General features: G+C 49.8%; 9 protein-coding genes. 7 read left to right on the top strand and 2 right to left on the bottom strand.

The annotated features are described in order from the left end of the window. Positions 1-94: 94 nt before the first annotated feature. Positions 95-988 carry an AraC family transcriptional regulator gene (locus BCV73_RS15590; protein WP_089547814.1) on the top strand — a complete coding sequence of 298 codons (894 nt, stop codon included), beginning with the start codon at positions 95-97 and terminating at the stop codon, positions 986-988. Positions 989-1,012: 24 nt separating this feature from the next. On the opposite strand, the gene BCV73_RS15585 is transcribed toward BCV73_RS15590, so the two are convergent. Next, entirely contained in the window at positions 1,013-1,903 is an 891-nt protein-coding gene (locus BCV73_RS15585; protein WP_089547813.1) for a LysR family transcriptional regulator, read from the bottom strand. Between the two features lie 111 nt (positions 1,904-2,014). On the opposite strand from BCV73_RS15585, the gene aroC reads away from it, so the two are divergent. The 6 genes from aroC (at position 2,015) to BCV73_RS15555 (ending at position 8,823) form a co-directional block, all read left to right on the top strand. Continuing rightward, positions 2,015-3,070: a chorismate synthase gene (gene aroC, locus BCV73_RS15580; protein WP_089547812.1), complete on the top strand. Its 1,056-nt coding sequence runs from the start codon at positions 2,015-2,017 to the stop codon at positions 3,068-3,070. Between the two features lie 68 nt (positions 3,071-3,138). After that, on the top strand, positions 3,139-3,915 hold the full coding sequence (locus BCV73_RS15575) for a hypothetical protein (protein WP_256992872.1): 777 nt from the start codon (positions 3,139-3,141) through the stop codon (positions 3,913-3,915). Positions 3,916-3,926: 11 nt separating this feature from the next. Continuing rightward, the gene (locus BCV73_RS36130; RefSeq protein WP_343219903.1) at positions 3,927-4,625 is read left to right on the top strand and encodes a CD3324 family protein; all 699 of its coding nucleotides are present in this window, start codon (positions 3,927-3,929) and stop codon (positions 4,623-4,625) included. Between the two features lie 9 nt (positions 4,626-4,634). Then, positions 4,635-5,990, top strand: coding sequence for an ATP-binding protein (locus BCV73_RS15565; RefSeq protein ID WP_089547810.1), 1,356 nt, complete (start codon positions 4,635-4,637; stop codon positions 5,988-5,990). 164 nt (positions 5,991-6,154) lie between these two features. After that, positions 6,155-7,108: a phospho-N-acetylmuramoyl-pentapeptide-transferase gene (gene mraY / locus BCV73_RS15560; RefSeq protein ID WP_089547809.1), complete on the top strand. Its 954-nt coding sequence runs from the start codon at positions 6,155-6,157 to the stop codon at positions 7,106-7,108. A 122-nt stretch (positions 7,109-7,230) separates the two neighbouring features. Further along, entirely contained in the window at positions 7,231-8,823 is a 1,593-nt protein-coding gene (locus BCV73_RS15555) for an amidohydrolase (protein ID WP_089547808.1), read from the top strand. A 566-nt stretch (positions 8,824-9,389) separates the two neighbouring features. Here the strand turns inward: BCV73_RS15555 and BCV73_RS15550 are convergent. Next, positions 9,390-13,223: a S8 family serine peptidase gene (locus tag BCV73_RS15550; protein ID WP_089547807.1), complete on the bottom strand. Its 3,834-nt coding sequence runs from the start codon at positions 13,221-13,223 to the stop codon at positions 9,390-9,392. Positions 13,224-13,529 lie beyond the last annotated feature (306 nt).

Here is a 13,529-nt window from a genome sequence, read left to right as displayed (position 1 = left end):
TCTAATATAATAATAGTGTTATAATAGGTAAAAAATCTCGTTCGGAATACCGGAATTGGATATAAAAATATAACAATATTGAGGTGGGAGTTATTTGCAAATTAAAGATTTCAGGATTGGCGGCAATTTGAAGGAATTAACCGAGCACCGGACGGTCGTGCTTCCGGTTGCATGCTACGAAACGACGATTAACCAAAACATACACGGACATATTCCGCTTCATTGGCATGATGAATTGCAATTCGTTCGGGTTGTCCAAGGGGAAGCCGAGTTCCAAATTAACGAAGAGAAGCTCGTTGTCCGGCAAGGGGAAGGGGTCTTCATCAACAGCGGCTGCCTGCACATGGCGGAAGATCGGAACGCATCGGGCTGCGTGTATATTTGCCTCAATGTCTCACCTGACTTTGTCGTATCACGGGAGCTATATGCAGCCTATGTGGCTCCGTATATTCAAGCGACGAATCTGCCTTATTTATACATCGATCCTAATCAGGCTTGGGGCGCCAATATTTTAGATGCCTTGGTGAACATTCATCAATGGATTCAGCGTCAACCGCCATACTTTGAACTGGATATGACGATGCAGCTGGCTTTCATTTGGAAAAACCTGATCCTGAACGGATTTCAACTGCAATATGATCAGGTGGAAGCTCTAAAAAACGAGCGGATGAAGCAGATGTTGAGCTGGATCGATAACCATTACGCCGAAAAAATCGCGTTAAATGATATTGCCAGAGCCGGTCAATTGAGCCGCTCGGAATGCTGCCGCTATTTTAAGCGAATGCTCCATACGACTCCGCTGAATTATGTGACTGATTACAGACTTCAGAAAAGCGCAGTCCTTCTGCAGCGAGCCGATTCCAGCATTACCGAGGTGGCCTACCAAGTTGGATTTAACAGCACCAGCTACTTTATAGAAAAATTCAGAAAGGCAATGAAGATGACACCCCTTGCTTACAGGAAATCAAAAATGGATGCACGTTCATAATCGGAACGCGGCGAGGACAGCCGGTCAAAGAGGCCGGCTGTTTTGTATGTTCAAAAAGGCCTCTGCAGCGAGCGACAGAGACGAATGCTTTCTGACAGCTACGCCTACGTGTCGGTCCGGCAGCGGAACTTCCATAGAAAGCTCCAATAAAGCACCCTCATTGATCTTTGAAGCTACAAACGCTCTCGGTAAAATAGCTGCGCCATACCCCCGCTCAGCAAACTCAGCCAGCATATCCAAGCTGTTCAGCTCGAAATCGGCCGCCGCTTCCACGCCTTGGGATTGAAACCAGGCTTCGATATAGGAGCGGGTTGCACTTCCCTGGGACAGCATTAACAGGGGAAGCTCGGCCAATTGTGCAGCGGACAAGGGGGCTTCTGCCAGAGCGGCAAAGGGTTTCCCCGCCACCACACCATACGGCGAGACAAAAGTATCCACGACCTGAATTTCCGCATCCTTCACCGGAAGATAAACGTAGCCCAGATCAAGTAAGCCCTGCTGTAACTGCTCCAATATCTGACCGGTCTTTTGCTGCGAGACTTGAACCCGGATGTTGGGGTATTGGGACCGGAAAATATCGAGTAGAGGAACGATATAGTCGCGGATGATCGCTCCGTTGGCACCGATCCGCAACCGCCCTTCGTTCAGCTGTCCCAACTGCTTCATGTATCGTTCGGCGTAATCCAGTTTATCGAATACTTGTCTGACTTGATCGTACAAGGCATGCCCTTCTTCTGTTAAAACGATTCCTTTGGATAAGCGGTCGAACAGCTTAACTCCAAGCGCGTCTTCCAGCTGCTTGATCGCATAACTGACGGAGGGCTGTGTCATATTTAAGCGCTGGGCGGCTTTCGTCATATTCAAGGTTTCCGAAGCGTGAAGAAAAATCCGGTACCATTCCGTGTTAATCATCATTTGGCATCAATCCATTCTATGGCAAGAGTCGAATATTACAATTTCATTTATTACAAGTATACCTCTAAACTAGTACATAACGACACTACATGATATATGAGGGGGATTTTTATGCCGGGAAGTACTTTTGGTGAACGGTTTAAAATGACGACGTTTGGTGAATCGCATGGAGAAGCCATTGGCGTCATTATTGAAGGCGTCACTCCAGGCCTTGAACTGAACGAGGACGATATTCAGGTTCAGATGGACCGCAGAAAGCCGGGACAGTCTTCGGTCACAACGCCGCGTAAAGAATATGATAAGGTCCGGATTTTATCCGGTGTGTTTGAAGGCCGGACAACAGGGACTCCGCTCAGCGTGATGTTGAACAATACGGACATGCGTCCGTCCGCATACGATGACATCAAACAGATGTATCGCCCGGGGCACGCGGACTTTTCTTACGATCAGAAATATGGCATTCGGGACTACCGGGGCAGCGGGAGGGCTTCCGGAAGGGAAACTGCGGCACGGGTTGCGGCCGGAGCGGTTGCGCGGAAACTGCTGGAACGGCGGGGAGTCTCCGTCATGGCCTACACGACCGAGGTCGCCGGAATCCGCTGCGAAGCCTTCCATCCCGATGCCATCGAACGAAATCCTGTTCGCGCCTGTGATCCTGAAGCGGCGGCGAAGATGATTGAGCGGATCGAACAACTCGCGGCAGAGGGCGACAGCTGCGGCGGCATCGTTGAATGCCGGATCAGCGGCGCTGCGGCAGGGCTTGGGGAGCCTGTGTTTGATAAGCTGGACGCTGATCTGGCCAAGGCCATGCTTTCGATCGGCGCGATCAAAGGGATCGAGTTCGGAACCGGTTTCCAGGCGGCATCCATGCTGGGAAGCGAACACAACGATCAAATGGACGAGAACGGGTTCATCACGAACCATGCCGGAGGCGTTATCGGTGGAATCAGCACCGGGGCCGACATCATTTTCCGGGTTGTCGTGAAACCGACTTCGTCGATTTCCAAGCCCCAGCGGACTGTAGATACGGAAGGAAACGAAAGGGAAATCACAACGATCGGAAGGCATGATCCGTGCATCTGTCCGCGGGTTGTACCCGTGATTGAAGCTATGGCCTGTATGGTGATCGAAGATCACTATAAAAGACAAGCGGCGCTGCTGTACTAGCCTCATTCGAGGGTAAAGTTGACTTAACCTATTCATTGCCTATATCCGTTACATGATCAAGTGGTATGATGACGACAGATCAGGGGCGCGCAGCTGATACTGAAACATCAATCATTTGTGTATGTAAAGGAGATCTGCACATGAGTAAAGATCATATCATTAAGTCCATGCTTTCCGAACAGGTGAGCATGACACCAAACGGATTTCTCGCCGATGCGTTAAATCCGCAGCAATTTGCCAAAGTCTACGAATTGTTTTTTGACAGCATCTTAAAAATCAGCGCATCAGATATAACTGGCGTCGAAGGCTACGGTGAGTTCAATGAGAATTGTAAAACGGAGTACAGCACCTGCAGGGAGTTTCTCGTTGACACATTCGCAGATGATAAAGAAGGATATTGGTATCATTGGAAGGAGCTCTATGATACGACGCTTCTGGATCGTGAATTTGTCGAAAAATACTTGATGGAGATGGAAGTCAGAATCGAGTATTGTGAAGGCAGACGTTATTTAGTAAACAATAATACGTTTTTTGAAATTATGATTACCGATGGAAAAACGCAGGTTGGTTTCCCGGACTGGAGCCGGTCCGGGATTTGCGATTTCCTTCTGGATTTTGCCATTATGGACTTAAATAAGCCCTATTTGAACATCCCTGAATTGTTATTCGAATTTTGCGGTAAACGAAACATCGTCATCCCGGATTTTAAAGAAAGATTTTTATGTATGGCGTATTATAAGGGAATCGATGTGTTGCGGTGGCATGCGTCGATCGATGACGAGGAATCGTGCATGTCCATCATGAAATCCATCAGCGAACTGAAGGATCGAATTTACGCTATATAAAAGGTGATCGTATGAAATATGAAAATGCCGGCGAGGTCCTGCCTGAGGAGCTGCTGAAAGAAATCCAGAAATACGCCGCCGGGAAACTGCTGTATATACCGAAGGGTGAGGAGAAAAAAGGCTGGGGAGAAACGTCCGGCTACCGGGATCGCCTGCAGAGGCGAAATGTGATGATCCGCAACAAATATGCCAACGGGATGACGGTTTCGGAGCTTGCGGACGAGTACTTCTTATCCCTGGATTCCATAAAGAAAATCATTTATTCGAAGAAACATGACAGGCATATCACTTATGCTCCGACTGTACGCTCGGCAGTACAATATGCGAATAACGGGCTGCTGGAAGAATGGATTCAGTGCTACCTGATGCTTACGAGGCAGGTGGCTTCGGCTCTGCATGATTATTCAGGAGAGAAGAATCATTATTTTGGCGTCGTCAAGTTTCCATTACGCCTGATCCAGATGGATGGAATAAAGCTAGAGGCAGATGATTTGGATGAAGCAGATGATCACGCTGCGGATCTTCCGCCTCTTCTTATTGAATATGAAAGAGGCAAATTTTACTGTATCGAACAGAAAGGATTGTTCGCCAGACTAAAACGGCGAAAAGTAAATGCTTATTCCACAATCATTGTCTTAAAGGAATCGGCCGATTATAAAAGGTTCATGAAGCACTATGGTCACGCGCTGTTTTTTATAGATCATGCATAATGAGCGAAGATGCGGAAAAATTTACAATTTAATGAGAAGGAATTTATCCTGGGCCCCGAGAATGCTTATTTACCACAATCGAAGGGGCTACAGGGAATGCATATCGAATCCAACCTAATCCTCAATGTATTCATTATATTACTGCCTATCATGTTCTACCGTTTTGTGTGTAAATCGAATAAAACCGTGCTCTATTTCCTGCTGTTTCTTATACCTATAATTATTACAATGTCATTCCCCGTCAAAGTGTTTAATACGTTTTTAGACTTGCGGGGAATACCGCTTGTGGTGGGCTCCTTATACGGCGGGGTGTACAGCGCCTTACTGTTATTCGCCAGCGCAATTATTTATCGACAAGTATTGGGTGACATTCATATTGTTTATTATACGCTGTCCCTATTGCCTACATTGGTGCTCGTATGCCTGGCGATTCCAGCATTTAACCGTGGGAGCTTCATGAAGCGGATGCTGATCGTGTTGGGCCTTTGCTTTTTTCTACGGATTACCGTCTTAAATATTTATTATTTGCTGGATAGCAATCCATCGTATTTCCTGCACTCCTTTGTGCCATCCTTGCCAATCGTTCTGATGCAGTGCGCGATATCGGTTCTATTGGTGTACATATTGGAAACGGTCCGTCGCGACGTCAAAATTCAAGAAGAGATGATCGAAGCCGAGAAGCTGAAGGTCGTCAGCGAAATCGCCGCATCGGTCGCTCATGAAGTCCGAAATCCGCTCACGACTGTGCGGGGATTTGTTCAACTATTGGGTGAGCCGTCCTTAACGGATCAGAAGCGTAAAGAATTTTCCCTCATTACCCTCGTGGAATTGGATCGGGCGGGATCGATCATTTCCGATTACCTGTCGTTAGCCAAACCTCAAAACCAGAAATTGGAACCGATTTCACTGAACGAAGAGTTCTTGGAAACCTCCCATGTGCTGAGCTCCTATGCTAATCTACAAAATGTGAAAATGGTCACCGAATTTCATTCATCCGGTACCATTTATGGAGACAAATCCAAGTTAAGGCAAGCTATCATTAATCTGTGCAAAAATGCGGTTGAAGCGATGCCTGACGGCGGTACATTAACGATTAAATACTTTGTGGACGAAAGCGACAACAAAGCCAGAATCTATATCTCGGATACAGGTGTAGGCATGACGAAAGAGCAGATTCAAAGACTGGGATCCCCTTATTACTCCACCAAGTTAAAAGGCACGGGGCTCGGAACCATGGTCACTTTCAATATCATACGCGAGATGAACGGACAGATTTCGATTGAAAGCAAGGAAGGCGAAGGAACTACTTTTATCATTACATTGCCGCTGTATACCGTAAAAGAGGACGCTGACCATAGTAAGTAACGGATGATGTAGAAGGTACATATCAAGGTACATATTTTCCATAGATGGCTTTCACAAGCAAGATGATCGCTAAGAGATTTTGACTTCGGGGAATGTTTGTCTACTTATCCGAATTATTTATAATGTAAGGAAACCATATTTTTTAATGAGAAGGGGTTCGTCATATGTATGGAATTATGGCTGTTTCCGGCTTATCTTTCCTTCTGGTTGCCGTACTGACGCCATTGCTGATTTGGACCTTGCGCAGGCTGAAGCTGACGCAGCCGATCCGCGCTGAGCTTCCGGCAGATCATCAAGCCAAACGCGGTACACCGCTGATGGCCGGATTAATCCTGCTGATCGGGGTAGCGATTTCGCTGCAATCACAACCGGCATCCCTTATGCTGCTCCTGTGCGCTGCGTTTCTGTTGTTCAGCTCGGTCGGCTTTCTTGATGACTTTAAAAAAGCCTTCTGGCAAGACCCGGCCGGCATCTCCGGCCGTACGAAGCTGGTGCTTCAATTTGCTTTTACGGGAATTCTGTTGTATGTACTGCTCCATTCGTTTGGCGTATCGAGTGATATCGCGTTGTTTCAAGGATATCATCTGCAGCTGCCTGTTTACGTATATGTGGCCATCATACTGCTGTTTGTGGTAGGTTCTGCGAATGCGATCAACTTTACGGATGGATTGGACGGGCTGCTGATCAATGTGGCGATTCCGACTTATTTTTTCTTCTTTTTGATTTCGGACAAACCTGAGGTACAGACTTTTTCGTTGGTCATGATCGGCTGTCTGCTTGGACTTTTTCTTTACAACATCTATCCGGCAAGGGCGTTTATGGGGGACACGGGATCGATGGCGATCGGAGGGTCGCTTTCCATTTTGGCCGTCATTGAAAAGGTTGAAATATTGATCCCGATCCTGTTTTTTATCTATCTTGCGGAGCAGTTGTCGGTCATTTTGCAGGTATGGTATTACAAAAAGACGAAGCTGCGGTTATTTCGAATGACCCCGATCCATTTCCATTTCAGTCTGAAATATGGATGGAGCGAAAACAAAATTGTTACGATCTTCGGTTTTATTTCGTGGATTTGTGTGCTGATATGCTGGCTGATCTGGAAATACGTCATGCATTGAGCGATAGATTCATCTAAATGAGGGAGCAGCGGTCAAGGGACCGGCTGCTTTTTTTGTGCTATTCTTGTAGCAGTCAGACATATCGATGATTGAGCAATGTAAGCGATAGAGGAGGGAGCGTCATGGCCAAGTGCTGGACGAACGGAACCATCTACACGATGGAACAGGAACATAAGACGGTAGAAGCGGTATTGACCGAAGGAGGACGCATCATAGATGCTGGCGATACGCGGGAACTGAAAGAGAGATTTCACGGCCGGATCGACGAGGTGATCGATCTTGGCGGGGGCACCCTGTTCCCGGGATTTGTGGACAGTCATATTCACTTGATCGGTCACGGGGAGACCTTTCTCAAGCTGCAGCTTTCCGGTCTGAAGCGCCGGGGCGAGCTGCTGGACAAGATTGCCGGACAAGCCCGGCGCCTTCCGCCAGGCACGTGGATCATCGGGGAAGGATGGAACGAAAATGAGTGGGAGGAAGCGCTTCTCCCGACAAGGGTGGAGCTGGACCGGGCCGCCCCGAATCACCCCGTGATGCTGCGGCGCGTCTGCCGGCACGTGCTGACCGTCAATACACTGGCCCTGCAGGAGACCGGCGTTAATGAAGACACAGAGGTGCCAAGCGGCGGCGTCGCGGAAAAAGGCAGTGACGGACGCTTAAACGGTATTTTTAAGGAGCAGGCCCAGGATTTGATCCTGCATCGGATGCCCGGCGTGACTCAGAGCTACCTGGAGACTGCACTGACGATGGCCATTGAAGACTGCTGGAGACAGGGAATCACCGGCTGCCATACGGAAGATCTGAGCTACTATGGCGGCTGTACCCGAACGCTGCAAGCGTTCCAAAAGGTCATTATGGAGGGGCAAAAGAAATTCAGAACGCATCTTCTGATCCACCATCTTGCGCTCGATGAATGGCTTGAGGAAGGAAGGCACCTTGTGCCGGAATCCGAGTTCCTCGAATACGGGGCGATGAAGCTGTTTGCGGACGGATCCCTGGGCGGAAGAACGGCCTTGCTCAGCCGCCCCTACGCAGATGATCCAGCCACGAGCGGCGTGGCCGTTCATTCGGATGAGGAGCTGGACCGGCTGGTGGCCAAGGCAAGAAGCGCTGGGCTTGCGGCGGCTGCGCATGCCATTGGCGACGGGGCCGCAGAGAAGGTGCTGCACGCATTGGCCGCACATCCATGCCCGGCGGGCAGGAGGGACCGGCTGATTCACGGGCAGATTTTGCGGGATGAGCTGCTGGCGCAGCTGAAGGAGCTGCCTGCTATCGTCGACATTCAGCCGAGCTTTGTCACCTCTGATTTTCCGTGGGTGCTGGACCGGGTCGGCGATGCGAAGGGGCTGCATGTATACGCTTGGCAGACACTGCTTCGCAGCGGGATTCCTTGTGCCGGCGGATCAGATGCGCCGATCGAAAGCGTCTCGCCTCTTCTTGGCATATACGCTGCCGTAACCCGTATGAAGCCGGGGGATGCTCAAAAGACCGTGTATGGTTCAGATGAGCGGCTCAGCATGTTTGAAGCGATCTCGCTGTATACGACAGGCAGTGCCTATGCAGCAGGGCATGAATTAGACCGGGGACGGATTCAGCCGGGATACGCCGCTGATTTTACCGTTCTGGAACGGGACCCGTTCGGCGAACCGCCGGAAACCATTTTGGAAAATAAAGTTCGGATGACGGTTGTCGATGAAACGATCGTCTACGGATAGCCTGGTGGGAAGGAACACGGCCGTTGAAGGCGAAAGAAGTGTACTTTTGCAGCTAGGTCAACTTAAAACTGAGTAAATTGAAGTTTTTAGTTCCAAAAACTCATTATATGAAAAATTCACAATAGAAAAATCATCACAACACCGACCCTAGATGATCCGAGCTATATCACCATTACAACGTACTTAACAGCAGATCATTTGGAAAAAAGGAGCTGCAAAAAACCAAAATTAATATGATGTTAACTTAAAGATCAAGCGTAAATGTGGTTATTCGAGCACTCCGATTATAACGGCTTAAATATTCTGATGGAGAAAGGTTCCGAGGGGTACTTTGTTTCACCGTGCTCGACTGGGAGGAAGCTTTTGCCTGGAACCGGCATGCAGATCTGGGCAATATGTGCGTTATGAGGCGAACGGTTCGTGGATCGAACAGCACTTCATAAAGGCTTACGAGGTGGAGGAGAATAAAATATCCAACTTTACAAAAAAAGACACAGGCGTTTTGGAGAGTTACTCCAAGACTGCCTGTGTCTTTTTCAAAAGCGAATCAAGTCTTATTCGAATGTTTACTTTCCTTGGCTTTCAGTATTGGTATCTGCACTGGCTGCTGCATTGCTGTCTGCAGCTGGTGTTTGGTTTGTTGCTCCTGTGTTTGCGCCCTCACCGGCAGGACTTGAACCCTGTTGTGCGCCATCACCCGACTGAGCCGGTTGCTGGCTGTTATCCGGCTGCTGGGAAGGATCGGTTTCTGGTGAAGCTGGCTGGTTATCTTCCGTAACTGGACTTTGATCAGGGCTCTGGGTTCCATCCGTGCTTTGAGAACCGTCCGGGCTTTGTGCCTGGTCTGGGCTTTGATCTTCATCCGTTGTTACGTTGTCATCAAGATTTTGTGCATCGTCGGAATTGGAGCCTTTGCCAGGTTTTTTGCCGCCGGTGACTTCTACGCTGGTACCGGTCAATTTTCCGGATAGAACGGGCTGCTGATTTGAATCGAGCATCGTGACGCTGCTGATCTCAAAATCGTAGTTGCCTGCATCCGAAGCGGTGAAGGAGAAATCCACCAGGGTACCACTTTTGACTGGTTTGTTGAATTCAATGCCGAACACGGCCCGTTTTTTGCCAGTCTGTGCCAAAGATGCTTCCGCATCGGTTGCCGTGACATCATTTTGGATTTTAACCTGCTTGGAAGAAGGTGTAATCTTGTTTAGTTTTAATTTAGCATCGTAAGTTACCTCAACCGTCATAAATTGCACGGCTTGTTTACCTTTGAATTCGACGGAAACGTTAAAGGGTTTACCTGTTTTGATCTTGCCTTGCTTGGCAGACAATTCTACATCTGTGCTTGGGGTCTCCTCCGGCTTGTATTTATACTTATAGGATTTGGCCGCTTTAGCTGTTCCGTTGCCGGCATCGTCAGAAATATACAGGTCGATGTTGTTCGTTCCGTTCTCAAGCGGAACTTCTACGGTGTAATTACCGTACTCGTCGATTGTTCCCTGATATTCGTTATCTTTGCCTTTTACGGAATTGACCGCCTTCACATGGATCAGATCCTGCAGATTCGTGCCGTCGTAGAAGTAATCCAGCAGCAAATCTCCGTTAATCGTTCCTTGAAGCAAGCCGACGTTCGGCTTATCCGGATTGACGACCAGTTCATCCGGCACCGAGGCATCCGGTGCAGTGTTGTCGACCAGGAACTGCGACAGCGAGTCGGTCACTACTTCGGCGGTTTTGTCGCCTTCCTCGACCGTTACCGGAACGATGCCGTATATACCTTCCGGATCAAGGTACACGCGTTTCTTTCCTGGTGTGGTAGCGATATCCACCTTGCCGTCCCATTCATAGGAGTAATAGAACGGGTCCAGCTTGTTCTGGAAGTCGCGGTCATAGATATATCCTACGTACTCGCCGTTCCCTTCGTCATCAAAACGGTAGACGTCGAATTCGTAATCCACCAATTTTTTATTGAGTGCATAATAAAGGGTTGAGCCTTTGCCTTCGTTGGTGCTGGACAGGTAAATCGGATCGAGTTCTACGTTCGAAATATCGGCCAGGTTATAAGTTTCGCCGACATACACGCTGAACGGCACATGAAGGACATGCCCGTTTCCGGCTTGTGTAAAGATCAGCTGACCGTCATACAGGCCATCTGCGGTTCCTTCCGGAATGTTCAGGGATACGTTCAGATCGGCAGTCGATTGGCCTGCAGACAAGCCTACCGAATCCGCTGCCGGCGTCAACACTGGCCCTCCGCCGTGATTCCATTTAACATCAATCGAATAGGACTGATCCGTATTCGCGATATTTTCCACCGTCAGCTTGCGGGTGACGTCCGCTCCTGTACCCTGCAGACCGAAAGAAATGCTGCCGGAGTACGAGGTTTGGTGGGTATCGTCCTGAAGCTGAGCCGGAAGCGATTCTTCCACCTTAACGATGGCATCCGCCTCGGAAGAATTTTTCAGGTCAACGCGGCCGGCGCCTTGCTCGTTGGTGCCATACTCACGGTTATCCCGGTCTTTAATCAGAACGGCATTGTTCGTAAGCAGAGCCTTCACGTCATCCGGCTTCAGCTGAAGACCTTCTTCGCGCGTCTTTTCCAGCATGAGGGCAGCCGAGCCCGCCACATGCGGAGCGGCCATGCTTGTGCCTTGCAGTTCCTCATAAGCGTTGGTATAGTCGCCGCCAAACGCTGGAATGGAAGACTTGATGCCCACGCCAGGCGCGGTAATGTCCGGCTTGATCGTATAGTTCGGCAGAGCAGGACCTCTGGAGCTCAGGTCTGCGAGCAGGTCGACTTCGGCTTTATAGCCGAACGTTACGTGGTTATTGCCTTTGGCAATCTCGCTCTTCAGCTTCTGGCCGCTTTCCTGGCTGATCGTATAAGCCGGCACGACGTCTTCGGCGCCATTTAGCGTAGCTCCGCCGATTTCGCCTGGCACGTTATTGTAAATGATGACGGCCACGGCGCCGTTGGCGGCCGCGTTTTGCGCTTTCTCAGCGAAGGAGATTTCTCCGCGCTGCACAAACGCCGTTTTGCCCTTGACGTCAATGTTGGCGTAATCGGAAGTACGGCCAAGGCCGGCGTCCACAAGCTCCAAGTCCGCGCCTTCCGTTTCCAGCTTCGGCGATGTCGCCGCCAGCTGGGCGTAAGTAATGCCGATGGTGTCGGATGTGAAAATCGGCGTTTGGAGCGGCGGCGTCGAGGCGCCAACGGAAATGACCAGCTGTGCCGCAGCCGGGCTGCCAACCGTTTCCGCATCCGGTCCTTCATTACCGTTGGAGATAACGACGGTGACTCCCGCCAGCGCCGCGTTGTCCGCTGCGATGGCATCCGGCGTATACGAGTTGTTCATATTGGAACCCAGCGACAGGTTAATGACATCCATTCCGTCGCTGACCGCCTTTTCAATCCCGGCAATGACGTTTTCGGTCGAGCCGCTGCCATAAGGACCGAGTACGCGGTATACGTACAGATCCGATCCCGGCGCTACGCCGCGAACCCAGCCCTTGCCCGCATCGGGGTGCTCAGGGTCGCCCCGTCCTGCAACGGTTCCGGAGACGTGCGTTCCGTGATACGTATCATAGGTGTTGCCATTGCTGTCGAGCGGCTTGCTTGGATCCGGGAGCGTCTCCATCGGATCGGCATCGTTGTCGACAAAGTCATAACCGCCTTTATAGGCGTCCTTTAAGCTCGGATGATTGTAGTCGATACCGGTATCAATGACGCCGACCTTAACGCCTTCTCCGTCATATCCCGATTCCCACATGTCTTCCGCACCGATCAGCGGAGCGCTTTCATCCATGTTCGGCGTCATTTCATGCCCGTCCGCAACCGGCAGGGCGTGCATTTCCTCATTCGGGAAGACCGCTTTGACGTTCGGCAGTGTCAGCAGCTTGTCCACTTCGTTCGCCGGGAGCGTCACGGAATAACCGTTAAACACTTTGGAATATTCCCGTTTGAATTTGGCGCCGGTTTTCGATAAAGCTGCCGATTTAAAGGCGCTGTGCTCCTGATTCAAAATGCTGTTGTAACTGCCGAGGGATGAACGGGCCTGTGCTCCCGGTTTGGCCTCATAGACCTTAAGCGGATCGTTCTTCAGCTGAACGATGACCGTTACCGGTTCGCTGCTGTCCGAAGGATCTACGAAGTTTTGGGGCTCATCCGGCGCCGCAGCCGCCAGGCTTTGAACAGGGGATGAAGTACCTTGGGCCGGAGGGTTAAGCTTCCAGTCCCCTTGGCGCAGGGAAGATTCCAGATGAATGGCCGAATGGTCGGCCGAACGTAGATCGGGTGCAGCAGCCGCCGACACGCTGGCGTTCGGATAGGCGACACCAATAGCCAGCAAGGCACTTAACAACAGCGTCGAATAAGTACGGATGGTCGATGAACCTTTTTTCAAAAGATGTCCTCCTTTATCGAATGAGATAGAAAATCATGCCGAAAAAACGATCCTCCTTTGCGCGAAACTAATTGAACACTAGTAAAATACATTTTTCATTTTACAATTTTTGCATTCTATTGGGATGAGACAAAAGGTTGATAGGTACTTTGGGCAGTGTGGGCGTTTGCTGTCGAGGAGAGGTGTCGAAATGCTCCAAAACTGCGCTTTCTGTGGCACAACGGATATTTTTTGCCTTATCCCATCAGTTAGATAGGTTTATAGAATCGTTATCGTAGGACTAAAGAAAGAGGGAAATGCGAAAGA

The sequence above is a fragment of the Paenibacillus sp. SSG-1 genome (assembly GCF_002224835.1).
Classification (GTDB): Bacteria; Bacillota; Bacilli; order Paenibacillales; family Paenibacillaceae; genus Paenibacillus_AQ; species Paenibacillus_AQ favisporus.
This window is presented reverse-complemented; position numbering and strand designations above follow the sequence as displayed.